This window comes from Pseudomonas sp. M1, from assembly GCF_022760135.1.
In the GTDB taxonomy this organism is placed as follows: Bacteria; Pseudomonadota; Gammaproteobacteria; order Pseudomonadales; family Pseudomonadaceae; genus Pseudomonas; species Pseudomonas citronellolis.
Genome location: NZ_CP094343.1, coordinates 1,373,887 through 1,398,649, shown reverse-complemented (window position 1 = coordinate 1,398,649; position 24,763 = coordinate 1,373,887). Strand labels below are relative to the sequence as shown.

Below are 24,763 nucleotides of genomic sequence, written 5' to 3'. Positions count from 1 at the left end.
ATCCTCAGTTCCCGTAGAACCGGACCGGTTGCGGGGTGTACGGCGTGCCCTCGCCCAGGAAGCGTCGCCGAACCTCGCGGGCGCGCTCGGTCGCAGCCGCCTGCCGCGCCAGCTCCAGCGAGGCAGCGCGGTCCTGGGTGAGCTGGAGCTGCTGCGCCTGGATGGACTGCTTGGCCTGCAGGGCCAGCAGTTGGTTGGTCGCCTGCATGGCCTGCAGGGCACCTGTCGCCGATTGGCTCTGGCCCACCAGGTCTGACAGCGCCCCCTCATCCTCATGCAGGTTCCGCGACACCTGCGCCTGCATGCGCATTGCGGTGTGCAGACCGTCGAGCGTGTGCGCCCAGCGCTCGCGGGCGTCCCGGTACATCTGGTCGCCGCTGACGGTGGCCGCGTACTCCTCTGGGTACAGCCGCGCGAATTCGCGGTCGAGGTTCTGCACGTCATAGGCCAGCCCCTGCACCTCGGCGATCAGTTGCTCGCTCCTCGCCAACGACGAACGCAGCCGATTGACGATGTTGAAGTCCAGACTCGCGAGGTTGCGAGCCTGGTTGATGAGCATCTGCGATTCGTTCTGCAGCTGCTGCACCTGGTTGCTTACCTGCTCCATCGCGCTGATAGCAGTCAGGGTGTTCTGTATCAGGTTTGTCGGGTCGATGACGGTGAATGCCGACACGGGCTGAACGGCCAGCAACGAGACCGACAGCACGGCGGCGAGGGACGTGGAAAGCGCGCGGGTCTTCATGGCGAAACCTCCTGAAATGACGCGGCGGATGGCGCGGACGGCAACAGCTCGGCTGCCCAGTCGAGGCCGCGATTACGCAGCCAGGCTCCGGCGAAACCCGGCACCCCGGCATCGCGCAGCACGTCGTCGATGGCACGCTGATCCTGGGGCATCGAGGTGCCGGCGAACGCGAGCGCGACCGGCCCCAGGTCGAGGTCGAACAGTCGATTGCCGGCACGGGACTGGTAGTAGTAATCGCGCTTGGGCTGCGCGGTGGCGACGATCTCGATCTGCCGGCCGTTGAGGCCGAAGCCCTCGTAGATCGAGCGGATCTGCGGCTCGGTCGCCTGCGGATTGGGCAGGAAGATGCGGCTCGCGCAGCTCTCGATGATCGCCGGGGCGATGGTCGAGTCCTTGATGTCAGCGAGCGACTGCGTGGCGAAGATCACGCTGACGTTCTTCTTGCGCAGCGTCTTCAACCACTGGCGAATGCGCGCGGCGAACACCGGGTCGTCGAGGAACAGCCAGGATTCGTCGAGGATCAGCAGCGTCGGCACGCCGTCGAAACGCTCCTCGAAGCGTGCGAACAGGTAGCCCAACACGGCCAGCACCGCCGCCTTGCTGGGCATCAGCTCCTCCATCTCGAAGCACTGCACGTCGGCCATGCCCAGATAGTCGAGGTCAGCGTCGAGCAGCTTGCCGTGTGCCCCACCGAGCACATAGGGCGCGAGCGCCTGGCGCAGCGCGTTGGACTGCAGCAGCACCGACAGGCCGGTGAGCGTGCGCTGCTCGACCGGCGCGCCGGCGAGGCTTCCGAGCCCCGACCAGATAGCCGCCTTCTCGTCCGGGCCGACAGCCACGCCCTCGTGCGCCAGACGGCCCTCCACCCATTCGGCCGCCCAGGTGCGGTAGCCCTCCTGGTCGATGTGCGCAAGCGGCTGGAAGGCAATCGCGCCATCGGCGCCCAGGTCATAGTGTTCGCCGCCCAGCCCCAGCACCGTCGCCCGCATGGAGCGCCCCATGTCGAAGGCGAAGATGCGCGAGCCGGGGTAGCGGCGGAACTGCATCGCCAGCGTGGCGAGCAGCACGGACTTGCCCATGCCGGTCGGGCCGACGACCAGGGTGTGCCCCACATCACCGATATGTGTCACCAGCCGGAATGGCGTCGCACCCTCGGTGCGGGTGACAATCAGCGGCGGCCCGTCGAGATGCGTATTCTTCTCCGGCCCGGCCCATACCGCCGACACCGGCATCAGGTGGGCGAGATTCAGCGTCGAGATGATGGGCTGGCGCACGTTGGCGTAGGCGTTGCCCGGTACCGACGACAGCCACGCCTCTACCGAGTTGAGGGTTTCCGGGATGGTCACGAAGCCCCGGCCCTGGATGACGCGCTCCACCCTGCGCAGCTTCTCGTCGGCCACGGCGGCGTCACCATCAAGCACCGTCACGGTCGCGGTGACGAAACCGAAGGCGACCTCGTCGCTACCCAGCTCCTGCAAGGCGGCATCCGCATCAGCCGCCTTGTTGCTGGCGTCGGTGTCGACCAGCGGGCTCTCCTGCTGGAAGAGAGTTTCGCGCAACAGCGCCAGGATGTTCTTGCGCTTGGCGAACCACTGGCGGCGCAGACGGCCGAGTTCCCTTTCCGCTTCGGCCTTGTCCAGGCAGAGGAAGCGCGTGCTCCAGCGATAGGCGAAGCCCAGCCGGTTGAGGTCATCCAGAATTCCTGGCCAGGTCGAGGTCGGGAAACCACGCACCGTCACCACGCGCAAGTGCACGTCACCCAGCATCGGCGCCAGGCCGCCGAGCAGCGGGGTATCAGACAGCAGCGTGTCGAGGTGGAACGGCACTTCCGGCTTGGCGATGCGGTAGCGTCGCGTCGAAATGGTCGCGTGCAGGTAGGTCAGCGTTTCGTCGTCATCGAGCCAGTCGAGCTCCGGCATCACGCCCATGAGCAGATCGAAGATGCGTTCGGTCTCCGCGATAAAGGCCGTGAGGCGCTCGCGCCAGTCCACGCCGGCGGTTGGCGTGTGCTCGTACAGCAACCTGGCCGCGCGGGCATGCGACTCCTCTGGCGTCAGGTATTGCAGTGTGAGGTGATAGGCGCTCTCGAAGTGCTCGCCGGACTCCTCGAACGTCGCCCGCCGCTCCTCGTCCACCAGCCACGACAGCGGTTCGGGGAAGTCCGAGTGCGGATAATCCGCCGCCGGCCTGCGCTCAGCCTCGACGAACAGCGCCCATCCGGCGCCGAGCCGGCGCAGCGCGTTGTTCAGTCTTGCCGTGGTGGCCATCAGTTCACCCTGCGTCGCACTGTCGAGGTCGGGGCCACGGAAACGCGCCGTGCGCTGGAACGAGCCGTCCTTGTTCAACACGGTGCCGGGCGCGACCAGACCAGCCCAGGGCAGCCAATCGGCGAGCAGCGCCGGGCGCTGGCGGTATTCGGTAAGGTTCAGCATCGCGGCACCCTCCCCTCACACGTCCAGCAGCGGCTTGTGCTTGAGGTGCCGGGCGAACACCTGCATGAACTGCGGATCGACCCGCGCGCCCCAGACCGCAAGCGCGTGGCCGACCAGCCACAGCACCAGGCCCGGCAACCAAAGCTGCAGACCCAGTCCGACGGCGGCCGCCAGCGTGCCATTGGCGATCGCCACGGTGCGCGGCGCGCCACCGAGCAGGATCGGCTCGGTCAGCGAGCGGTGCAGCGGCACCTCGAAGCCCGGCAGGTCGCTGGCCGTGCTCATACGACCGCCCCGCCGGAGAAGCTGAAGAAGGACAGGAAGAACGAGGATGCCGCGAACGCGATGGATAGGCCGAAGACGATCTGAATCAGCTTGCGAAAGCCACCCGAGGTGTCGCCGAACGCTAGCGCCAGCCCCGTGGCGATGATGATGATCACCGCCACGATGCGCGCGACCGGCCCCTGGATCGACTCAAGGATGGACTCGAGCGGACCTTCCCAGGGCATCGAGGAGCCGGCGGCCCTCGCCGTGCTAGCCGTCATCAGCATGACGGCGGCCAGCAGCAAGCCACGCTGCGCGGGTCCGGCCAGGCGTCGCAGGCGTGCCAGGCATGTGGCCTTATTTACGGAAAAGCGGAAAGCAGGGGCGCGTGTCGGCATCATGGCAGTTCTCCAGGCGTGGTCGGGGACAGGAAAAAGGGCGTGAGCTGATCGGCGAGCGGCTCTCCCGGCACTTCCGCCAGGCAGTAGCCTGCCTCGTCGAAGCCGGTGACGCGGGCGATGCTCTCGATGCGGCGCTTGCGGCCGCGGCCGGCGATAAAGACCACCACGTTGACCGCCTCCGCGATCAGCGCGCGCGGCGGATTCACCGCCACTTCGAGCACCAGCTGCTCCAGGCGCAGCAGCGCGCCCAGGGCGGAGCCAGCATGGAGGGTGGCGATGCCGCCTGGATGGCCGGTGCCCCAGACCTTGATGAGGTCCAATGCCTCGCCGCCGCGCACCTCGCCGACCACCACGCGGTCGGGGCGCAGGCGCATCGTGGCGCGTACCAGCTCGCGCATGGACACCACACCCGCTCGGGTGCGCAATGGCACATGGTCATGCGCGGCACATTGCAGCTCGATGGTGTCCTCGAGCACCAGCACGCGGTCGCCGGTGGCGGCGATCTCCGCGAGCAAGGCATTGGCCAGCGTGGTCTTGCCGGTGCTGGTGCCGCCGGCGATCAGGATGTTCTGCCGCTCGCGCACCACGCCGCGCAGGAACTCGGCCTGCGCGGCGGTCATCATTCCGTCGGTCACGTAGCGCTCCAGCGGGATGATGCCCACGGCGCGTTTGCGCAGCGCGAAGGCCGGCCCCGGCGCCGCCGGCGGCAGGATGCCCTCGAAACGCTCACCCGTTTCCGGTAGTTCGGCGGTCAGCAGCGGCTGGCCGCGATGCACTTCCGCGCCGACGTGAGCGGCGACCAGGCGGATGATGCGTTCGCCGTCTTCCTCGGACAGTTCCGCGCCCAGCGGCGCGCGCCCCGACGACAAGCGATCGACCCAGAGCGTGCGGTCGGGGTTGAGCATGATCTCGACCACGTCCGGGTCTTCGAGCGCGGCGGCGATCACCGGCCCCATTGCCGTGCGCAGCATGCGGATGCGCCGGTCCAGCGAGGTTGTGCTGAAGGATTGCACGGTACTCATGAGACACGCTCCTGCGCTTCACCCTGCGCCGTCTCATACGTGTGTGAGCTGTTCGGGTACAGCTCCTCGACCACGTCGCGTACCAGGCTTCGGCCGCGCAATAGGTGACGGCCGAGCTGCTCGACGAACTGCTCGAAGCGCGCCTTGCCCTGGGCCTTGGCCGCTTCCTGGTGCGCCTCGGGCACCGGCGTGCTGACGGTCAGGAAGTAGCGCACGAACAGAGCCAGCGTCTCGATCTCGATGGCCTGGTCGCGCTCCAGGCGCTCGAACTGGCGCGACAGGCGATCCAGCCGCTTGGCGATGGCCGCCTCGCGCTGGTCGCCTGAATCCGGCGACAGCCAGGACGCCAGGGCCGCCGCCACGATGGAGGACTTGGACACGCCCTTCTTGGCGGCCAGCTCGTCCAGGCGGCGGGCATGCTCGGGCTGGATGAACAGGTTGAGGCGGTACTGGCTCATAGCTGGATTCCGTCGTCGGGGTCGAGGGCAGCCAGCCGGGCGACGCGCTGCATGGCCGGATTGAGCTGGCGAGGGAGAACGGGCTGCAGGTCGTCGTCATCGAGTAGCGACAAGTCACTGACCGAGCCTTCTGGATCGGGGTTGTAGGTAACAGTCTGGGACAGCTCGGGCTGGCGGCGTGGACCACCCTCCTCGACGATAGCTGCCAAGTCATCTCCCAGATCCGCAGCCAAGGGCGCCGGCACAGCCGGCATGGTCAGGTCGCTCCAGTCGTCCGCTCGCGCCGGCGGTGCGTCGGCGTAGCGCCCGGTCACGAGAACCGGTGGCGGCAGCACGCGGCGCTTGAAGTTGGCATCGCTGTAGTAGCGCAGCTTCCTGGCCCGGATCGGCGCGACGCTGGAGACCATCACCACGGCCTCGTCCGGCGGCAGCTGCATCACCTCCCCTGGCGTCAGCAGCGGCCGCGCCGTTTCCTGACGCGACACCATCAGGTGCCCCAACCACGGCGCGAGCCGGTGGCCCGCGTAGTTGCGCTGTGCGCGCAGCTCGGTCGCGGTGCCCAGCGTCTCGGAAATGCGTTTGGCCGTGCGCTCGTCGTTGGTGGCGAAGGTCACACGCACATGGCAGTTGTCGAGGATGGAATGGTTCTGCCCGTAGGCCTTGTCGATCTGGTTAAGCGATTGGGCAATGAGAAAGCTGCGGATGCCGTAACCGGCCATGAAGGCAAGCGCCGTCTCGAAGAAGTCGAGCCTGCCCAACGCAGGGAACTCGTCGAGCATCAGCAGTAGCTTGTGGCGGCGCTCGATGCCGTCAGAACCGTCGAGCGATTCGGTGAGCCGCCGCCCGATCTGGTTCAAGATGAGCCGGATCAGCGGCTTGGTGCGGCTGATATCGGACGGCGGCACCACCAGATACAGCGACACCGGATGTTCAGCGGCGATCAGATCGGCGATGCGCCAGTCGCAGCGCGAGGTGACCTCGGCCACCGTGGGGTCTCGGTACAGCCCCAGGAACGACATGGCGGTGCTCAGCACACCCGAGCGCTCGTTGTCGCTCTTGTTGAGCACTTCGCGCGCGGCGGACGCCACCACTGGATGCGTCCCGTCACCCAGGTGACGCGTCGTCATCATCTGGTGCAGCGTCACCTCGAACGGGCATGCCGGGTCGCTCAGGAAGTTGGCGACGCCGCGCAGCGTCTTGTCCTTGCCCGCGTAGAGCACGTGCAGGATGGCGCCGACCAGCAACGCGTGCGAGGTCTTCTCCCAGTGGTTGCGGCGCTCCAGCGCGCCTTCCGGATCAACCAGGATGTCGGCGATGTTCTGCACGTCACGCACTTCATGCGAACCGCGCCGAACCTCCAGCAAAGGGTTGTAGGCGGCCGAAAGCGGATCGGTGGGGTTGAACAGCAGACAGTGCGAGAAGCGCGAGCGCCAGCCGGCGGTCAGGTTCCAGTTCTCGCCCTTGATGTCGTGGATGACCGCCGAGGCTGGCCAGCTCAGCAGCGTGGGGATAACCAAGCCTACGCCCTTGCCGGAGCGGGTAGGCGCGAAAGTCAGGACGTGTTCCGGGCCTTCATGGCGCAGGTACTGACCATCATGCAGGCCGAGGAAGATACCTGCCGGCCGGTCCAGGCCTGCCAAACGGATGTCGGCGGCCTCGGCCCAGCGCGCCGAACCATAGGTCGTGACCAGGCGCGACTGGCGCGAACGCATGATCGACATGGCGATGGCGACGCCCACGGCGACCATGCCACTGGCGGCGGCGATGGCACCACCGGTGTCGAAAATCTCCGGCGCATAGGCGCCGAAGAAGAACCACCAGTCGAACAACCGCCAGGGGTGATATACCGGCGTGCCAAAGCAATCGAACCAAGGCGAACCGAGGCGTACCTGATAGCCCAGGGCGGCGGCTGTCCATTGTGTGGCGACCCACACGCCGGCGATCACGATGCCGAATACGGCGGCGATCTGCCCGAACAGCACGTTCGTCCCTTGCATTTCCCGGCTCCCAATCTCTCCAATGAAGGCAGCAAAAATGCTGGCTGCGTGGTCGAGACTCGGTGCCGGGTCAGTGCCGGTCAAAGACCTTTATCGGGACAACACTGGACTGGAGCGCATCAATTCATGCGAGAGCGAATGGAGAGAAACCGCCGCATGCGCAAGCGCATTACGGCGTGTTGAGCAAGCTAGTGGACGATTTAGCAGATCGCCCACGATCAGAACTTGGGCGGCTCTTTCGGCGGCGTGTAGGGCACTTTCCCATCGCCATAGAACCGCTTGCGCGTGGCCTCGGCGACGCGATTGCACAGCTCATCACCCAACTGGGCGCGCTCCAGCTTGCACTGCTGGCGCAGCTCTTTCAGTCGTGCGGGATCGGCCGCGAGCTCATCAACCGACGGCGTCGATGTTTCAGGCTGACCGCAGGCCGCAAGGGCCAGGACACAGAGAAACGGCGTAATCTTCTTCACGGCTAGATTTCCTCCCTGGCATTGACCTGGCTAGCGATCTGGACGTCATCCGAAGAATCGATGGTCTGTACCCGTTCAATGAAACGAGTCAGCGTTGCTGATGGTTCACGCGGCGAACGCAGCAGATAGGTCGTCAGTTGGGGAAAGCCCCTCAATGCGCGCCCCACTACACCCGATTCGCGGCTAGCCGCGATGCACGACTCTCCCGTCAGCCCTAGGGCGAAGCCTGCCGCGACAAGCGCCATCATCAGGTCGCAGGAGGTCACCTGCTCCGCGACCAGAGGCTCCGCTTCGGCCTGGCGCAAGAAGCGCTCGACCTGTCGTGCATGACCTTCGCAAGCTTGTGGGTCGCACAACACCAGTGGGTAACGCAGCAATTCCTCCAGCGGAATGTGCTTGTGGGACAGGATGGGATGGCGCTCCGGCACCGCCACCACCAGCGGATCGCTCCAGGCTGGAATAGCAACGACGCCATCCCCGACCTCGGCCGACTGGGCGAAGCCCACGTCATAAAGATCATCATGCAGTCCCTTGATCTGCTGAGACAGCGGCACCTCTGACAGGCGAATCTCTAGCTCCGGCTCCTCTTGCCGGCATCGCGCCAGGAACGAGGAGAAACGCGACGGAGAAATCCCGTCCGAGAGTGCCACCCGCAGTTGACCGCAAAATCCATTGGCGGCGGCCTTCACACTATCCTGCGCCTGTTGCAGCGCGGTGAAGACGCGCGGCACATGCTCCAGGAACAGTCGTCCGGCATGTGAGAGTCTTGTGCTCCGCGTCGTCCGCACAAAGAGCCGTGTTCCCAGTTCCTCCTCGAGCTCCTTGATCGCACGCGACAAGGGCGACTGCTCGATGTGCAAACGCTCAGCCGCACGCGCAAAATGCAGTTCCTCGGCTACGGCAAGGAAACAGCGAAGATGTCGAAGCTCCATTACTCCACCCTCTCCATTGGCGCGTAATCGGCCGTGTTTCCATATGGCTCGGCTCAGATAGAACGCTTGGCATCGCTACTCCCACTACCCCAACCCGCACTCAAACAACAGCCTTGAATTTAAACGCCAGTTAATCACTTAGGACTTCCTAGAGCCGTCTCATCAACGCCCCAAAAACCTTGCATTACGGCGCATCAGAAAGGCGGTGACACCCTCACGGAAATCATCGGTCTTGGTCGCCGCACAGAAGGCTGCACGCTCCCGCTCCAAATGGGCTTGAAGCTCACCAGGCTCGCCCCGGATCAGAGCCTTATAGCGACCATATGCCAGACTCGGGCCAGACAGAATCTCTCTGCTCACTCTCTCCAAACTACTCTCCAACTCGTGCGAAGGGACACACCAGTCCAGCAGACTCATTGAACGGGCCTCCTCTGCAACAAGCTCACCGCTGCCCACCATCAGTTGCATCGCGGGGCCGATGCCGATGCGTCGTGGCAGAAAGTAAGTTCCGCCGCAATCAGGAGAGGCGGCGACCTTGTTGTAGGCCAACAGCAGCCGCGTGTTATCAGCGGCCAGAATCAGGTCACAGCCCAACATCAGACTCAGCCCAGCCCCCGCGACCACGCCGTGCACACACGCAAGAACCAACGCTGGAGTGGTATGCAGAGCCAGGATCGCAGGATGGAGATGATCCAGCAGTTGATTGACTACGTGGTCCGCCTTGTCGAAGTCGTCAGCAAAACGCTGTAAGTCGCCACCGGCCACAAAGGCCCGTCCCGCCCCACGAATGACAATCAGACGGATGCCAGTTTCCGCAGTGGCCCGCAGCACGGCTTCGCTGAAGGATTGCGCCGTTTCGACATCAATGGCGTTGAGCACATCTGGGCGATTGAACGTCAGGGTTGCACGACATGAGTCGGCATCGAAGTGGTAATCGACAGGGCGTGACATCGCGATATCCATAAGAAAGGGAAGGATCGCGCCGTAGCCTAGCGTCATGGTCGACCGGCTTACCTAGCCTTTAGGTTGGGTATTCCTGATGTGCCTTGGTCGAGCCCAGGAGGTGTTTTTTAGTTCTTTGTGACGAATCCTCCATTTGCAGACTGCTTCATATTGGCCTGGTACCCAGCGCTCCAGCGCCCACAAAAATCTCCACCAGAAAAATAACCATGGAGACTCTGCCAGTGCCAGTCGAAGCCATCTCTCGCCCTATAGCCGCCCCTGTCGAGAACGCTCAAAGCGCCGACATTCGGCGCGTGTTCGCCGCCCAACGCGATACCGCTCTGCAACTCCGTAGCTCTACTGCCGAAGAGCGCATCCACAAACTGAAAAGGCTGCGCAAGGCTATTGAAGCTCGGCGCGACAAAATCATCGCAGCGGGTGCGATGGACTTCGGCAAGCCAGCTATCGAAGTGGAAATGACCGAGATCCTCACGGTCATCATGGAGATCAGCCACACCTGCAAACACCTGAAGAAGTGGCTCAAACCGAAGAAGATTCCCAGCACCGCGCTGATGCTCGGTACCTCGGCCTCGGTACGGTATGAGCCACGCGGACGCTGCCTGATCATTTCGCCTTGGAACTATCCGCTGACCCTGACCTTCGGCCCACTGGTTCCGGCGATCGCCTCTGGCAACACGGTGATCATCAAGACCTCGGAGCTGACCCCGAATCTGTCGGCGGTCATGGTCGACATCATCCGCGACACCTTCGAGGAGAGCGAAGTCGCCATTTTCGAGGGCGACGCCTCGGTGGCGACCGAGTTGCTCAGCCTGCCCTTCGACCACTCCTTCTTCACCGGCTCACCGGCCATCGGCAAAGTGGTCATGCGTGCCGCTGCGGAACATCTGACCAGCGTAACCCTGGAACTGGGTGGAAAATCGCCCACCATCATTGATGAAAGCGCCGACCTCGAGATGGCGGTGAAGACCATCACCTGGGGCAAGTTCCTCAATGCCGGTCAGACCTGCATCGCGCCGGATCATCTGTACGTCGCCGCCAGCGTCAAGGAACGCTTTGTGCAATTGCTCAAGCAGCACCTCGACAAGGTTTATGGCGAAGGGGAAAAAGCCCGCACCGCCCCTCTGGCCCGCATCGTCAACCAACGCCACGCCGGTCGTATCGCCGGGCTGATCAAGGATGCCGTCGAGCGCGGGGCCAAGCCCATCTATGGGGCATCGGTGGACGCCCAGGAGCGGTTTATTTCGCCCACACTACTGGAAGAGGTACCGGCCGACGCCAAGATCATGGAGGAGGAGATCTTCGGCCCGGTATTGCCAATCATCACCTTCGAGTACCTGGATGATGTGATCCAGCGCATCAACAACGCGCCCAAGCCCCTAGCCTTGTACATCTGGAGCAAGAATCGCCAGAACATCGAGCATATCTTGCAGAACACCAGCGCCGGTGCGTCCTGCATCAACCATATCGCCGGGCACTTCCTGCACAACAACCTGCCATTCGGCGGCGTGAACAACTCGGGCATCGGCAGCTATCACGCCGAATGGGGAATCCGCGCCTTCTCTCATGAACGCTCAGTGCTGGAAAGCAAGATCATGCTCTCAAGCCTGTTCTTCCCCCCCTACACACAAACCACACGCCGGGTTCTGAGCTGGCTGTTCAAGTTCTTCTAACAACATCAGGGAACCTGCCATGAAAATCACTGCCGCGGTTACACGCGCCAACAGCAACGGTTTCTCCATCGAAAACCTGGAGCTGGACGAACCCCGGGATGACGAAGTGTTGGTACGCATCGTCGGCGTGGGTATTTGCCACACCGACCTGGTTGCCGCCGCCGGTGTCTTGCCGATCCAGCCTCCGGCGGTGTTCGGCCACGAAGGTGCTGGTGTGGTAATCAAGACAGGCAGCAAAGTCACCGGAGTCCAGTCGGGTGATCATGTGGCCCTGAGCTTTCACTCCTGCGGTGAATGCCCACGCTGCAGACTCGACGATCCGTCCTACTGCCACTCCTTTGGCCTGCTCAACTTCACCGGTATTCGCCAGGGCGGCAGCAATCTGCATGATGCGACCGGTGCGGCGGTGGCCGGCAACTTCTTTGGCCAATCATCCTTTGCCAGCCATTGCGTGGCCAACCAGCGCAACGTCGTCAAAGTCAGCAAAGACATCCCGCTGGAACTGGTAGGCCCACTGGGCTGTGGTATCCAGACCGGATTCGGCGGCGTAGCCAGGGCCCTGGCCTGTGAAGCCGACTCCTCCATCCTGATTCTGGGCGGTGGTGCAGTGGGCCTGTCTGCAGTCATGGCGGCAGTGATTCGCGGCTGCCAGCAGATCATCCTCACCGAGCCCCATGCGGCCCGCCGTGCCCTGGCGCTGGAACTGGGCGCGACCGCCGTTATCGATCCACTCAGCGAGGATGTCGAGCAGGTCGTCAAAGGCCTCCTGCCGGCAGGTGTGAACTATGCATTCGACACCTCAGGCATCGGCGCCGCACTGGAAACGGCTTACCGCTGCCTGGCGCCACGCGCCACCTTTGGCCTGGTGGGCGTGCCGCAGGACTGGGAGCAGAAGTTGCCCGGTACCCTGGCCGAGATGGTCCAGAGCGGCATCATTTTCAAGGGCATCATCGAAGGCGACAGCGATCCCCAGCAGTCGATTCCAGAACTGATCGCCCTGTACCAGGCCGGCCGCCTGCCAATAGACAAGCTGGTCACGACCTTCCCCCTCGCACAAATCAACAAAGCCATCGCCGCCCAGCATGCGGGCACCTGCGTCAAGCCTGTGCTATTGGCCGGTTGATTTGAATTTCGTCTTCGCCATTCGAGGAATCGCTGCATGGCTACTCCCCTTCTCCGTCACCCCGGTTATCACGCCAAGTGCGCGCCCGAGCGCATTGCCGTGTTGATCGCCGAAACGGGTGCGTCACTCACCTATCATGAGCTGGACGCCTTCGCCAACCGCCTGGCACGCCTCTATCAGTCGCTCGGGCTGGAATATGGCGATCATGTCGCCTACCAGTTGGAAAACCGCGTGGAGTGCCCTGCCCTGCAATGGGGTGCCCACTATGCCGGGCTGTACTACACCTTCCTGAGCACCCGGCTAACGCCCGCCGAAAGCGCCTACATCGTCGAGGATTGTGACGCCAAGCTGTTGGTCTTAAGCGCCAAATGCGCCACGCCAGAGCTGCTCGCGGCAATCGCCAGCCTGCCATCCGCCCCCAGGGTGTTCATTCTCGACGCACAGCGCCCCGCTACGGAGTCGCTGCTCGCGGCCGTGCAGCAGTACTCTCCCGCCACGTTGGAGGATCCGCGCGAAGGCAGTGAGATGCTTTATTCATCCGGCACCACGGGACGCCCCAAAGGGGTCAAGCCGAAGCTCACAGGGCTGCCCCTGGGCAGTACCGAGGTAATTGCCCAGCAGTTGGAAAAGGCCTTTGCCGTCAACGAACACTCCGTGTACCTGTCACCCGCCCCCTACTACCACGCTGCCCCGCTGAAATGGGTAAGGGGGGTGCATGTGCTCGGCGGCACCGCGATTCTGATGGAGAAGTTCGAGCCTGAAGCGGCCCTTGCCGCCATCGACGAATACCAGGTAACCCACAGCCAGTGGGTGCCGACCATGTTCCATCGCCTGCTCAACCTGCCGAATGAAACCAGGAACAGATACTCCCTGAGCAGCCAGCAGGTAGCCGTGCATGCCGCCGCCCCCTGCCCGATTCCCACCAAGCAGGCCATGATCGATTGGTGGGGACCGATCCTCTACGAGTACTACGGCAGTACCGAACAGATCGGCATGACCATGGCCAGCACCGACGACTGGCTCAGGCATCCGGGTACGGTGGGACGCGCCATCTACGGCCGCCTGCATATCCTCGGCGAGGATGGCCGCGAGCTGCCAGCGGGCGAGGATGGCCTGGTGTATTTCTCCGATAGCCTGCCGTTCTCCTACCACAAGGACCCGGTCAAGACGGCCGAAGCCTACAATGACAAGGGCTGGGCCTGCGTGGGCGACATCGGTCACCTAGACGCCGATGGCTACCTCTATCTGACCGACCGCAAGAGCCACATGATCATCTCCGGCGGCGTCAACGTGTATCCACAGGAAACCGAAAACGTCCTGCTCAGCCACCCGCAGGTGCTGGACGCCGCCGTGATCGGCATTCCTGACAACGACCTGGGTGAGTCGGTCCACGCGGTGGTTCAGCTGCATGACCACAACCAGGCCAGTGACGCCCTCGCCGCGGAGCTCAACCAGTTCTGCCGCGCGCAATTGTCCTCGATCAAATGCCCGCGCAGCATCGAGTTCCGCCAGGACCTGCCTCGCGAGCCCACGGGCAAGCTGCTCAAGCGCCTGCTGCGCGATGAGTACGCCAGGGCCGCACGGTGAGGAGGCGAGGATGAACGGAACCTGCATCATCATCGGCGCCAGCCATGCCGGTATACAGATGGCCGTCGGCGTACGCCAGGAGGGCTGGCAGGGACGCATCCTGCTCATTGGCGACGAGCCTTCGCTGCCCTACCACCGCCCGCCGCTGTCCAAGGCCTATCTCAAGGGAGAGTCCGAGGTGGCGATCATCCACCCACAGGCCAGCCTGGATAAATACGGCATCGAGTTCCTGCCCTCCACACGCGTGTCACGGATAGACCGCCAGGCCCATGAAGTGCTGCTGGATAACCACCAGCGCCTTGCCTACACCAAGCTGGCGCTTTGCACCGGCGCTCGCCTGCGCCGCCTGGGCATCAGGGGCGGCGAACTGGCCGGCGTGCATTACCTGCGCGATCTCGCCGATGCCGACCGTCTGCGCGCGGAGCTACCAGGAGCCCGCACTGCGGTGGTTATCGGCGCGGGGTACATCGGCCTGGAAACCGCCGCCAGCCTGCGCCAGCTAGGCCTGGAGGTCAGCGTGCTGGAGGCCGCGCCGCGCATTCTCGGACGCAGCGTCGATGCATCGGTATCGGCATTCTTCGAGGCTCTGCATCGCGCTCATGGTGTGACCATCCGGACCGGATGCCAGGTCAGTGAGCTGCTGGGCCATGAACGCGTCGAAGCGGTGCTATGCGGCGACGGCACCCGCTATCCGGCAGACCTGGTGGTGATCGGCATAGGGGTACAAGCCAATATCGAGCTGGCCAAGGACGCGGGGCTGGCCATCGACGATGGCATCCTGGTCGATAGCCATGGCCGAACATCCGATGCCGACATTGTCGCCGCCGGGGATTGCACCCGCTTTCCGAGCCCGCACCTGCGGCGCATGGTACGCCTGGAATGCCTGGCCAATGCCAGCGATCAGGCGAGGTCGGCAGCCGCCACCTTGTGCGGTCATGAAAAACGCCATGAGGCCCTACCATGGTTCTGGTCGGATCAGTACGACACCCGTCTCCAGATCGCCGGTCTAGTCGATGAATACGAGTGCGTGGTACAACGTGGAGACGCTTGCGCCGGTAGCTTTTCCCGGTTCTACCTGCACGATGGGGTGATCCTCAGCGCCCTGTGCGTGAACCGCCCCAAGGAGTTCATCGCCAGCAAGCGGTTGATCGCCACGGCGACGCGGGTCGATCCGCTCAAGCTGGCCGATGAAACCTGCGATATCAACGCGGCGCTGCCTGCCCAGCCAGCCTGAACGGCTTGCCCCACTGGCGCAGGGATGCGCCCGGAGAAATGCCCAACGAGAGCGGCCTTGACCTAATCACTCGCCAATAAGAACAAGAACAATGAAGACCTGCTTGCAGCCCCAGGCTTATCCACCTGCCGGCTTCATCCCGCGCCATCTTTACGACGTGCTGCTGAGCAAGCTCACCACGCACCGTCTGACACTGCTCCGCGCCCCCGCAGGCTATGGCAAGAGCACGGCACTGGCTTACTGCATGCAGCATGTCCATCGCGCCAACGCCCAGGGGATATGGATTTCGGCCGAGCAATGGAGCGAGGTCGGCAGCGAAACGCTTCTGCATGCCATTTGCCAGCAGCTGCCAGGCTCCACCGCCACCACTGCTGAAACGCTGCTGGCACGCCTGCAGAACCTCAAGGCGCCCCTGGTCATATTCATCGACGCTTATGAGCAACTGGAAAGCCCGCATAGCACGGGCTTGCTGGAGCAGATCCTCCAACTCGACCAGCCACGCCTGCATATCGCCCTGGCCTGTCGCCATCAACCGGCCCTGAAGCTTTCCCGCCTGGAGATGCGAAGCCAGTTGCACAGCATCGACAGCACGCAATTGAGCTTCAGCGCCGACGAAACCAACCTGCTGCTCAGCCAGGAACTGCCCGCCAGCCAGCGCGAGCACTTGCACCAGCTAACCGAAGGCTGGCCGCTTGCGGTCAACCTGTGCCGCATCCTCGGACGAGACAAGAAACAATCAGCCAAGCTGGTGACCTTCTCCGGCAGGGACCAGGGCCTGCGTACCTTCTTCGAGGAGCAGGTGCTGACCCATCTGGATCGGCAGCAGCAAGCCTTCCTTCACGATTTTGCCGTAATCGGCAGCGGTTGCGGCGCACTCTGCGACTACGCGCTGCAACGCCGGGATAGCCATGAACAACTGGAAGGCCTGTACCGCGCCGGGGCATTCCTCGAAACGCGCGACCGCAACCTAGACGACTACCGCCTGCACCCCCTGTTCCGCGAATTCCTGTTGGATCAGGGCCACACCTCGGCCCATCAGCGCAAGTTGCTGGTGCGAGCCACGCGCTGGTCGATCCGCCACCAGCGCTATCGGCTGGCCGCCGACTATGCCCGGGCCAGCGGCGAGCCGCGCGTCGCCCGTCTGGTGATCAGCAAGACCAGCGAGATCCTGGTACGCAATCTCGGCGAGTTGCCCACCATCGTTGACTGGACCCGTGACATGCAGGTCGGCCCCATCTTCGAATGGAACGAACTGGTGTACTGGTCAACCTGGTCACTGGCCTTTTCCTACTGCTGGCAGGAAGCGCACGAGCGCATCCTGCAACTGACCTCGGCCATCCGTAACAACACCGGCCTCAGCCCCCAGGAACGACGCGACCATACGTCCAAGCTCGACTCACTGGAACTGGTGCTGGCCATCTTCCAGGACCGGACCGCAGGCGTGGCGGAGCGTTCGAGCCACTGGCTGGAACAGCACCCGGATGCCGATGCCTTCGACATCGCGGTGATCGCCAGCGCCCAGCTCATTGCACTGCGTCTCGACGCCGACTGCAGCGGCGCAGCGAGCGCCGGTATCCGCGCCATATCGGCCATCCAGCGCTCCGGCAGCGTGTACGGCAAGATCTGGGTCAACCTGCTCAACGCCCTCTATCAACTGGAGTTCGGTGACTACAGCCGCGCCCGCCTGCTGCTCAACGAGCAGTTCTACCTGGCCGCCCAGGAAATCGGCGAACACTCCGCGATCCTCTCCACCTGCGCGCTGCTGCTATCGCGCATCGCTTACGAGCATGACGACCTGGACGGGGCCGGCGACTACGTCGAGATCGGCTACCGGCATATCAGAAGCCACGGCCTTATCGAGAGCGCCATCGCCGGGATCGCCGTACGCGCCCGCCTGGCAGCCCGCAGCAGCCTGGGCGAGGCCCTGCAGGTGCTGGATGAGGCGCAGGCGATCAGCGCGCTCTACCCTCGACGCCTGGAAACGCTGCTGCACCAACAGCGTATCGAACTGCTGCTCGATCACGGCCGTACCAGCGAAGCGCTGATTGCCGCCAACGCACTGGAACAGCTGATGGCGCAGCCCGAGTATCAGGACACCCGCCTGGTGCCAAGGTTGAATCAGGCCTATGTCGAGCTGCTGCTGAGCTGCGCCCGCGAACACCATGCCGACGCCGAAAGGCGCTACCGGCAACTGCTGGACGAACCGGCGCTGCAGCTCCAGCCCCTGCTCCATTGCCGAGTGCTGATCGTTCAGGCCGCCCTGCTGACGCAGACCGAAAGCGCAGCCGCAGCCGGCAAGGTCATGTGCGGGGCGCTCAAGGTGGCCCGCGAAAACAACCTCTACCGGGTCTTCCTCGACCTGCGGCGCTTCTCGGCATCGCCCATGCAGTGGCTATGCAATGCCGGCGGACAGCACCTGCCCTCGAGCGAGCGGGAGCTGTTCGCACGGCTGTGCGACGCCCTGCAGTTGCGAGCGCAATCCTGCAAGAAGGCTACGCAGCTGGCAGAGCCGTTATCGCGGCGCGAACTGGAATTGCTGGCGCTGCTCGAATCCGGGCTGACCTACCAGCAGATCGCCGACCAGCTGTTCATTTCCCTGGCCACGGTCAAATGGCATGTCTACAACATCTACGGCAAGCTCGGGGTGAAAAACCGCTCCGGAGCCCTGGTCGTCGCCCGCCAGCTGCAACTACTGAACCACGGCGAGTAACTCCCACCCGCCCATTTCCTGGCGACTGCGTCGTGCCATGCACGGCGCGTGCGCGGCGCCACATCACGCCTGCCGCCAGAAGCCGACCCCGAAGGCCAAACCAGACTTTCTCCTAGGTTTCCCACACCGCGCGAGTGCCAAAGTCAGCTCACAAAAACAACATTGGCAAACGCCGTGGAGGCACTATGAGTACCGTCACCCCAAAGGATATCCAGTTTCGCAAATTGATGGACGCCCCCTTGCTGGCATGGCCCACCATGCTGCTGTTCTTCGGTTCCCTGGGCACCCTGGGACTGGTGGACTACCACGCCGTGGCGGGCAACATCCCGCTCTGGGTGGGGACGATCATCAATGGGCTGGTCATCTACCTGCTGTTCAGCTGCGTACACGATGCCTCCCACGGGGCCGTCTCGCGCATCAAATGGATCAATGAGCTGCCTGGCCATATCGGCATGTTCTTCTTCGGCCCGATCGCGCCATTCAACGTCGCCCGTTTCATCCATATGCAGCACCACCGCTTCACCAACGACAGCACCATGGATCCCGATCACTTCGGGCACAAGATGGACTGGTTGTTCCCCCTGCGCTGGAGCAATTTCGACTACTACTACACCAAGTACTTCTTCATGCGTGCGCCCGCCGCCATGCGCAAGAAGTTCCTGCCACGCCTGATCATCCACTTCTCCGTGATCATCGGCGTGCTGATCGCCCTGACGCTGGCCGGCTATGGCCTGGAAGCCCTGATGCTATGGATTCTGCCGACCCGCATCAGCTCCTTCCTGTTCGTCATGGCCTTCGTCTACCTGCCCCATGAACCCTTCCAGAGCACGGCCAAGGAGGATGAATACCGCGCCTCCAACATCCGCCCGGGCGCAGAGTGGTTGCTGACCCCGCTGCTGGCCTACCAGAACTACCACCTGATGCACCACCTGTACCCGACTGCGCCCTTCTACAACATGATCAAACTGTGGGAACTGCGGCACGCCGAGCACATGGCCAACTCACCGCTGATCGTCAAAACCTTCGGCCTGCAGCCACTCGACGAGCATGCCCGCCATGCCGGGAGGGACGCCGCATGAAGCGCTGGCAATGTCGTTACTGCTCATTCATCTACGACGAAGCATTGGGCCTGCCGGCGGAAGGCATCGCCCCGGGAACGCCGTTGAGCGACGTGCCGGACGACTGGATGTGCCCGGACTGCGGCGCGACCAAGGTCGATTTCGACGAGATCTGACGCACATTCCACCAGGAGGGGCCATCACGCCCCTCCGCCCCCAGTCGAGAAGAACCACCATCCTCGGGGCCATAGGGCTCCCGTCGATCAGGAGTCGAGAATGAGTAACCTTGCCCGCCTGCCGACTCTACAATCTCCCCCGCAACTGGTGATGTCCAAACTGCAGCCACCTCAGGAGCCCGCCCAGCAAGAGCCGCGCCTCGCCATACTGGGCAGGCTGGCGCAGCGCTCGCCACGCAAGCTCGTACTGGTGCATGCCCCCGCCGGTTTCGGCAAGACCACCTTGCTCCTGCAATACCTGGCGGCCTGCCGGCGGGAAAAACGCCGCACGCTATGGCTGAGCCTGGACGCCGCCGACAACGACCTCGAGCGCTTCGTCCGCCACTTGCAGGTCGGCTGGAACGCCAGTGCGCAACAACCGGCACATGCCACCGGCCTGATCGAGCAACTGGCCCTGTGCGCACAACCCTTTTCCATTCTGCTCGATGAATTCGAGGTGATTCAGGCCCCGGACGTTCTCTCCCTACTGCAACAATTGCTGGAGTACCTGCCACCCCAGGGTGAAGTGGTCATCAGCTCGCGGCAGATACCGGCCCTACGACTGGCCACCCTGCGCGCCCGGGGTCAGTTGCTGGAGATCACCCGCGAGGATCTCTGCCTCAGCCTCGAAGAAACCACCCGCCTGCTGCATGCCCGCCTGCCCCAGGAGCTCAGCGCGCAGGACATCGGTCTGCTGCATTCGCGAACGGAGGGCTGGGTGGCAGCCATTCAGCTCCTGACCCTTTCGCTGCCGCGGCACAGCGGCCCCAGCGCTCTCCTGCACCACTTCTCGGGTAGCCATTGCGAACTGGCCAACTACCTGACCGAAGACATCCTGCTGCGCCTTGCCCCGGAGCAGCAGGATTTCCTCCTCGCCAGCAGTGTGTTCGAACAGTTCGATGCCGAGGCCTGCGACTGGCTCATGCAACGACGGGACAGCCGGGAAGTGCTGGCCCGCCTGCTGCGCGACAACCTGTTCCTGCTGCCCCTCGACAGCCAGGGCAGCCTCTACCGCTACCACAGTCTGTTCGTCAGCTACCTGCGCAGCCAGCTTGCCCGACAACCTGGTGACCGCCATGGGCAGCTCCAGCGGCGGGCGGCCCAATGGTTCATCCGACAGAACAGACCGATCCGGGCCATCGACCACCTGCTGCTGGCCGGCGAGGCCGAGGCCGCCCTGGAATTGCTCGAAGACCACGCCCAGGCCTTGCTCGAGGATGGCCGTGTACGCCGCCTGCTACGTTGGTTCGACCAACTGCCCACGGACCTGCTCGTCAACCACCCACGCCTGCGCCTGTCCTATGCCTGGGCGCTGATCCTCAACCGCCGTCATGCCGAAGCCTCCTCGCATATTGCGGCGATAAAGCGGGACGCCCCGTCCGAGGCAGCTCATGCGCATACCCTCGAGTGCCTGATGCTGGCCATGAGCGATCGTATCGAGGAGTGCTTTCGGGCCTGCAGCGAGCATCTCCCACAACTGTCCGATGGACACCCGCTGCAACAAGGCATCCTGGTCACGATCCAGTCCCACCACATGATTGCCGCCAACCGCTACGACGAGGCGCGCCAGCTGATGGTTCAGGCCATCGACCAGGAAACCCAGATCCGCAACACCTTCATCCGTACCATCGGCGACTACAACGAAGGCTGGATCGAACTGCTCCAGGGGCGTCTGATCCAAGCCCAGGTTCGCCTGCAGACCAGCTACCGCAGCTCCTGGCGCGAGGGACAGAAGGGGGTGCCTGGTGGTCGCGCCATGATCGGCGTGCCGCTGGCCGAAGTGTTGTATGAGATGAACCGGCTCGAGCAGGCCCGTCGCCTGATTGGCGAGTGCCTACCCTATGCGCGGCAGAACGGCCACGTCGATGCGCTGATCCTCTCCTATGTGCTGCTCTCGCGCCTGGCCACCTGCGAGGATGACCGGGAAACCGCGCTGCGCTACCTCACCGAGCTGGAGAATATCGGCCTCGACCTCGACCTGCCCCGGGTTCGCGCCAGCGCGCGTCTGGAGCAGGCCAGGCTGCACTGGCTGCATGGCGACCTGTTCCTCAGCGAGCGCATCGTCCGCGAGGTCGAGAGCATGCCGCTGTGGCAGGAACTGGCGGGCTATACCTTACCGGCCCAGGAGATCGAAACTCCGCAAGTGATGCGCTGGCGCCTGGCGATTGCCAACGGGCAGGCGGCCGTGGTGGAAGAGGATATCCGTCGGGCCTGCGCCCAGGCCCGGCAGAACCTGCGCCTGCGTCGCTGCCTGAAACTCAAGCTGCTGCTGGCCACGGCCCTGTACGCCCAGGGCAAGCAGCAAGCGGCATTGCAGCTGATCAGCGAAGCGCTGCAGCTGGCCGGCAATGAAGGCTTCTTCCGCAGCTTTCTCGACGAAGGCAGCGCCCTGCATCCGCTGCTGCGTCTCTGGCAGGCCCGGCAGCAGCATGTGCCACTGCCAGAGGGCATCAGCGCCAGCTTTGTCGAACAGCTGTTCGAGCAGGTGGGTGGCGAGCCACCGAGCGCGGAGGCATCGCGAGGGCAGACCGCATCGAAGGCTGTCGTTATCGAGCCACTGAGCAAGCGTGAACTGCAGGTGCTGCATTACATCGCCGAGGGGCTGCGCAATCGCGAGATCGCCGACAAGATCTTTCTCTCGGAAACGACGGTCAAGGCCCACCTGCGTCGCATCCACTCCAAGCTCGATGCTCACTCACGCACCCAGGCCGTTGCCATCGCCCGGCGGCACGGCTGGATCTGAACAGGCGGAAAGCCATGAGCAGGCTCAGCAGCCTGCCCATGGCTAAACCTGGATAGCCCGCAGCCCCCTACGCATGCAGAGCGAACCTCAACCGACGGTGCATGATCCCAGGATCGACTGCTTGAACTTCCGGCTGATCGGCCGCGCGCCCAACCATTGCATGAGCAGCGCCTGATAGAACTCGTCACCCGGAATCGGCTGGCTTTCCTGACCGTTGTAAACGAAGACGGTGCCACGCCCCGGGAGGTAGTTGAAGGCGATCCAACTGCCCGCGGGAAAGCCGCTCTCCACCGGCCCGGCCTTGATCAACTGCGCCAGCGCTTGGGATACCCGCTCGAACATCTCCGGCTCGACGTTGACAATAATGTCTTCGACCATAACCTTGCGGCCGCGCTCGAAACTCATGCCATCAACGAAAATCACTCGAGCGCTCTTGGGTTCCTGACTGGTGAACACCTTTGCCGCGCTTTCGCATCCATCCAGCAGATACAGGCCCAGCACATAATCCACCCTCCCACCGGGGCGGCTGCGCACACCCGTGCCGAGCAACTCCAGCCTTTGCCCGGCGACCACCTCGGACACCTGCATGGATATACCATCGGGCAGATTCAGCGCTGCGGCCCACAACGCCCCCGCCCAGAGGCTTGCGAATAACCCCATGAAACTTCCGCCGATACGACTCATGGCACGCCCTCACTGGTTGGTTTGCTATTCCATGATTGGCTACACAGCACCTAGCGCAGCAAACGGAAGCAGTCCCTGATTTCACGAACAAATAAATCCGGTTGTTCAAACGCGGCAAAATGCCCACCGCGCTCTACCTCATTCCAGTAAATGAGCTGGCTCATGCAGCGCTCGGCCCAGCTACGCGCGGCCTGATAGATTTCCTTTGGGAAAATGCTGCAACCCACAGGCAGATCAAGCTGGCGCGCACCAAAGCCATCGGCAAAGCTCTCCCAGTACAGGCGAGCGGACGATGCCCCCTTGTTGCCCAGCCAATAGAGCATGATGTTGTCGAGCACCTCGTCTTGGGAAAACACTCGACCCGGCTCGCCATCACCGTCAGACCAGGACACCAGCTTCTCGAATATCCACGCGGCCTGTCCCGCAGGCGAGTCCGCCAGGGCATAACCCAGGGTCTGCGGACAGGTCATCTGCTGCATGGCATACGCCGCTTGCCCCTGCTGGTACTGAACCATGGCCCCAAGCATGCGCGCCTCATCGTCACTGAGGTTGTCATACGGCGGCTCAGGCAGAACCAGCGGCATATTCAGATGAATACCCAGCAATCCCCTGGGCCGGCGCTGGCCCAGCTCAGTGGTAACCGCCGCCCCCCAATCTCCGCCCTGAGCGACATAGCTCTCGTAACCCAGGCGCTCCATCAAGATCGCCCAGGCTCTGGCAATCTGCGCCACTCCCCAACCGGGGCCAGTGGGGCTGGAAGAAAATCCGTAACCGGGCAGCGATGGGATCACCAGATGGAAGGCATCCGCGGCACTACCGCCATGTGCTTGCGGGTCGACCAGCGGATCGATCACCTTGAGGAACTCAATGATCGATCCCGGCCAGCCATGGGTCAGGAGCAACGGCATGGCGTTGGGGTTGGCCGAGCGCACATGTAAGAAATGGATATCCACGCCGTCGATACGTGTACGGAATTGCCCCAGCTGATTCAGGCGAGCCTCACAGCGTCGCCAGTCGTACGCGTGTCGCCAGTAGTGGAGCAAGTCCTGCAAATGCTTCAGGGGAACGCCCTGGCTCCAGTCGCCAACTGTTTCCGCCGAAGCCCAGCGGGTGTTGTCCAGGCGACGCTGAAGATCCACCAACACATCGTCAGCGACCTTGAGAACAAAAGACTCAATAGCTTCACTCACCACACAATTCCTTTATGACAGGCAAAAAGAGCCGGCCACGGAGACCGGCTAAAAATTGGGATGACTAACGGCTGCGATCTAGCGTGGAGGCATCCGCAGAGCGCCATCCAGGCGGATGGTTTCTCCGTTGAGCATCGGGTTCTCGATGATCTGCTGAGCGAGTTGGGCAAACTCAGAGGGATAGCCCAGTCGCGAAGGGAATGGCACCTGATCGCCCAGAGCCTTCTTGGCGTCATCGGGCAACATGTTGAGGATCGGCGTCGCGAACAGGCCCGGAGCTATGGTGCAGATACGGATGCCGCTGCGTGCAAGCTCCCGGGCGATAGGCAGGGTCATACCCACCACGCCCCCCTTGGACGCCGCATAAGCGGCCTGGCCGATCTGGCCGTCATATGCCGCAATTGAGGCGGTGTTGATCAGCACACCGCGCTCACCCTGCTCGTTAGGAGTGTTCTGGCTCATCTGGAAAGCAGCCAGGCGGATGACGTTGAAGGTACCGATCAGATTGACCTCGATCACCTTGGCGAAACTCTCCAGACGATGCGGCGCCTCCTTGCCCAGCACCTTTTCCGGATTGCCGATACCGGCGCAACTGATCGCGCCATGCAGGCCGCCGAAGCGATCGACAGCCAACTGTACGGCGGCTTGCACATCCTCTGCCGAGGTCACATTGACCTTGGCAAAGGCACAACGCTCGCCGAGACGCGCCGCCAGGCTCTCGCCCATTTCGCTGTTCATGTCCGCCAGCACGACCTTGGCGCCTTGGGCGACCAGGTGTTCAGCAGTGGCTGCGCCAAGCCCGGAGGCGGCGCCCGTTACCAGAAATACCTTGTCTTGTACTTGCATGTTCAAATCCTTACGCCTTCAT

The 24,763-nt window shown here is 63.4% G+C and carries 21 protein-coding genes; 8 read left to right on the top strand and 13 right to left on the bottom strand.

Going from position 1 to position 24,763, the window contains the following annotated elements:
* Positions 1-4: 4 nt before the first annotated feature.
* The 10 genes from trbJ to PM1_RS06175 form a co-directional block, all read right to left on the bottom strand.
* Positions 5-742: a P-type conjugative transfer protein TrbJ gene (gene trbJ / locus PM1_RS06220; RefSeq protein ID WP_009616287.1), complete on the bottom strand. Its 738-nt coding sequence runs from the start codon at positions 740-742 to the stop codon at positions 5-7.
* The gene (gene trbE, locus PM1_RS06215; RefSeq protein ID WP_009616285.1) at positions 739-3,174 is read right to left on the bottom strand and encodes a conjugal transfer protein TrbE; all 2,436 of its coding nucleotides are present in this window, start codon (positions 3,172-3,174) and stop codon (positions 739-741) included. The genes trbJ and trbE overlap by 4 nt, the downstream gene beginning before the upstream one ends.
* A gap of 15 nt (positions 3,175-3,189) precedes the next feature.
* Positions 3,190-3,459 carry a VirB3 family type IV secretion system protein gene (locus PM1_RS06210; protein ID WP_009616283.1) on the bottom strand — a complete coding sequence of 90 codons (270 nt, stop codon included), beginning with the start codon at positions 3,457-3,459 and terminating at the stop codon, positions 3,190-3,192.
* Positions 3,456-3,839 (bottom strand): TrbC/VirB2 family protein, encoded by a 384-nt coding sequence (locus PM1_RS06205; protein WP_009616281.1) that lies wholly within the window; start codon positions 3,837-3,839, stop codon positions 3,456-3,458. Before PM1_RS06205 ends, PM1_RS06210 begins: the two co-directional genes overlap by 4 nt.
* Positions 3,836-4,861, bottom strand: coding sequence for a P-type conjugative transfer ATPase TrbB (gene trbB, locus PM1_RS06200; protein ID WP_009616280.1), 1,026 nt, complete (start codon positions 4,859-4,861; stop codon positions 3,836-3,838). Before trbB ends, PM1_RS06205 begins: the two co-directional genes overlap by 4 nt.
* Positions 4,858-5,319, bottom strand: coding sequence for a ribbon-helix-helix protein, CopG family (locus tag PM1_RS06195; RefSeq protein WP_009616279.1), 462 nt, complete (start codon positions 5,317-5,319; stop codon positions 4,858-4,860). The genes trbB and PM1_RS06195 overlap by 4 nt, the downstream gene beginning before the upstream one ends.
* Entirely contained in the window at positions 5,316-7,316 is a 2,001-nt protein-coding gene (locus PM1_RS06190; protein ID WP_009616278.1) for a conjugal transfer protein TraG, read from the bottom strand. The genes PM1_RS06195 and PM1_RS06190 overlap by 4 nt, the downstream gene beginning before the upstream one ends.
* Before the next feature lie 218 nt (positions 7,317-7,534).
* The gene (locus PM1_RS06185; protein WP_009616277.1) at positions 7,535-7,786 is read right to left on the bottom strand and encodes an EexN family lipoprotein; all 252 of its coding nucleotides are present in this window, start codon (positions 7,784-7,786) and stop codon (positions 7,535-7,537) included.
* A 2-nt stretch (positions 7,787-7,788) separates the two neighbouring features.
* Positions 7,789-8,718, bottom strand: a complete 930-nt coding sequence (locus PM1_RS06180) for a LysR family transcriptional regulator (RefSeq protein ID WP_009616276.1) — start codon at positions 8,716-8,718, stop codon at positions 7,789-7,791.
* Positions 8,719-8,880: 162 nt separating this feature from the next.
* Positions 8,881-9,717, bottom strand: coding sequence for an enoyl-CoA hydratase/isomerase family protein (locus tag PM1_RS06175; protein WP_052058997.1), 837 nt, complete (start codon positions 9,715-9,717; stop codon positions 8,881-8,883).
* 170 nt (positions 9,718-9,887) lie between these two features.
* On the opposite strand from PM1_RS06175, the gene PM1_RS06170 reads away from it, so the two are divergent.
* The 8 genes from PM1_RS06170 to PM1_RS06135 all read left to right on the top strand — a co-directional run bounded on the left by PM1_RS06170 (position 9,888) and on the right by PM1_RS06135 (position 22,021).
* Positions 9,888-11,351, top strand: a complete 1,464-nt coding sequence (locus PM1_RS06170) for an aldehyde dehydrogenase family protein (RefSeq protein ID WP_052058996.1) — start codon at positions 9,888-9,890, stop codon at positions 11,349-11,351.
* A 19-nt stretch (positions 11,352-11,370) separates the two neighbouring features.
* Complete coding sequence (locus tag PM1_RS06165) at positions 11,371-12,474, top strand: NAD(P)-dependent alcohol dehydrogenase (protein WP_009616273.1); 1,104 nt, start codon at positions 11,371-11,373, stop codon at positions 12,472-12,474.
* A 36-nt stretch (positions 12,475-12,510) separates the two neighbouring features.
* Positions 12,511-14,061: an acyl-CoA synthetase gene (locus tag PM1_RS06160; protein WP_009616272.1), complete on the top strand. Its 1,551-nt coding sequence runs from the start codon at positions 12,511-12,513 to the stop codon at positions 14,059-14,061.
* A gap of 10 nt (positions 14,062-14,071) precedes the next feature.
* Positions 14,072-15,295 (top strand): NAD(P)/FAD-dependent oxidoreductase, encoded by a 1,224-nt coding sequence (locus PM1_RS06155; RefSeq protein ID WP_009616271.1) that lies wholly within the window; start codon positions 14,072-14,074, stop codon positions 15,293-15,295.
* A 91-nt stretch (positions 15,296-15,386) separates the two neighbouring features.
* The gene (locus tag PM1_RS06150; protein WP_009616269.1) at positions 15,387-18,005 is read left to right on the top strand and encodes a LuxR C-terminal-related transcriptional regulator; all 2,619 of its coding nucleotides are present in this window, start codon (positions 15,387-15,389) and stop codon (positions 18,003-18,005) included.
* A 239-nt stretch (positions 18,006-18,244) separates the two neighbouring features.
* Positions 18,245-19,084: a fatty acid desaturase gene (locus PM1_RS06145; RefSeq protein WP_238603225.1), complete on the top strand. Its 840-nt coding sequence runs from the start codon at positions 18,245-18,247 to the stop codon at positions 19,082-19,084.
* Positions 19,081-19,239 (top strand): rubredoxin, encoded by a 159-nt coding sequence (locus PM1_RS06140; protein WP_009616265.1) that lies wholly within the window; start codon positions 19,081-19,083, stop codon positions 19,237-19,239. The genes PM1_RS06145 and PM1_RS06140 overlap by 4 nt, the downstream gene beginning before the upstream one ends.
* Positions 19,240-19,339: 100 nt before the next feature.
* A complete protein-coding gene (locus PM1_RS06135) occupies positions 19,340-22,021 on the top strand; it encodes a LuxR C-terminal-related transcriptional regulator (RefSeq protein ID WP_009616263.1) in 2,682 nt (893 codons plus the stop codon).
* 87 nt (positions 22,022-22,108) lie between these two features.
* On the opposite strand, the gene PM1_RS06130 is transcribed toward PM1_RS06135, so the two are convergent.
* From PM1_RS06130 to PM1_RS06120, 3 genes are all read right to left on the bottom strand, one after another.
* Positions 22,109-22,705 (bottom strand): chalcone isomerase family protein, encoded by a 597-nt coding sequence (locus PM1_RS06130; RefSeq protein WP_009616261.1) that lies wholly within the window; start codon positions 22,703-22,705, stop codon positions 22,109-22,111.
* Between the two features lie 50 nt (positions 22,706-22,755).
* Positions 22,756-23,895: an epoxide hydrolase family protein gene (locus PM1_RS06125; RefSeq protein WP_009616259.1), complete on the bottom strand. Its 1,140-nt coding sequence runs from the start codon at positions 23,893-23,895 to the stop codon at positions 22,756-22,758.
* A gap of 78 nt (positions 23,896-23,973) precedes the next feature.
* Positions 23,974-24,741: a 3-hydroxyacyl-CoA dehydrogenase gene (locus PM1_RS06120; protein ID WP_009616257.1), complete on the bottom strand. Its 768-nt coding sequence runs from the start codon at positions 24,739-24,741 to the stop codon at positions 23,974-23,976.
* Between the last annotated feature and the right edge of the window lie 22 nt (positions 24,742-24,763).

Bases quoted from the DNA above. Each gene is read 5' to 3' on its own strand.
- trbJ (WP_009616287.1), bottom strand. From the start codon at position 742: ATGAAGACCCGCGCGCTTTCCACGTCCCTCGCCGCCGTGCTGTCGGTC.
- trbE (WP_009616285.1), bottom strand. From the start codon at position 3,174: ATGCTGAACCTTACCGAATACCGCCAGCGCCCGGCGCTGCTCGCCGAT.
- PM1_RS06210 (WP_009616283.1), bottom strand. From the start codon at position 3,459: ATGAGCACGGCCAGCGACCTGCCGGGCTTCGAGGTGCCGCTGCACCGC.
- PM1_RS06205 (WP_009616281.1), bottom strand. From the start codon at position 3,839: ATGATGCCGACACGCGCCCCTGCTTTCCGCTTTTCCGTAAATAAGGCC.
- trbB (WP_009616280.1), bottom strand. From the start codon at position 4,861: ATGAGTACCGTGCAATCCTTCAGCACAACCTCGCTGGACCGGCGCATC.
- PM1_RS06195 (WP_009616279.1), bottom strand. From the start codon at position 5,319: ATGAGCCAGTACCGCCTCAACCTGTTCATCCAGCCCGAGCATGCCCGC.
- PM1_RS06190 (WP_009616278.1), bottom strand. From the start codon at position 7,316: ATGCAAGGGACGAACGTGCTGTTCGGGCAGATCGCCGCCGTATTCGGC.
- PM1_RS06180 (WP_009616276.1), bottom strand. From the start codon at position 8,718: ATGGAGCTTCGACATCTTCGCTGTTTCCTTGCCGTAGCCGAGGAACTG.
- PM1_RS06175 (WP_052058997.1), bottom strand. From the start codon at position 9,717: ATGACGCTAGGCTACGGCGCGATCCTTCCCTTTCTTATGGATATCGCG.
- PM1_RS06170 (WP_052058996.1), top strand. From the start codon at position 9,888: ATGGAGACTCTGCCAGTGCCAGTCGAAGCCATCTCTCGCCCTATAGCC.
- PM1_RS06165 (WP_009616273.1), top strand. From the start codon at position 11,371: ATGAAAATCACTGCCGCGGTTACACGCGCCAACAGCAACGGTTTCTCC.
- PM1_RS06160 (WP_009616272.1), top strand. From the start codon at position 12,511: ATGGCTACTCCCCTTCTCCGTCACCCCGGTTATCACGCCAAGTGCGCG.
- PM1_RS06155 (WP_009616271.1), top strand. From the start codon at position 14,072: ATGAACGGAACCTGCATCATCATCGGCGCCAGCCATGCCGGTATACAG.
- PM1_RS06150 (WP_009616269.1), top strand. From the start codon at position 15,387: ATGAAGACCTGCTTGCAGCCCCAGGCTTATCCACCTGCCGGCTTCATC.
- PM1_RS06140 (WP_009616265.1), top strand. From the start codon at position 19,081: ATGAAGCGCTGGCAATGTCGTTACTGCTCATTCATCTACGACGAAGCA.
- PM1_RS06135 (WP_009616263.1), top strand. From the start codon at position 19,340: ATGAGTAACCTTGCCCGCCTGCCGACTCTACAATCTCCCCCGCAACTG.
- PM1_RS06130 (WP_009616261.1), bottom strand. From the start codon at position 22,705: ATGAGTCGTATCGGCGGAAGTTTCATGGGGTTATTCGCAAGCCTCTGG.
- PM1_RS06120 (WP_009616257.1), bottom strand. From the start codon at position 24,741: ATGCAAGTACAAGACAAGGTATTTCTGGTAACGGGCGCCGCCTCCGGG.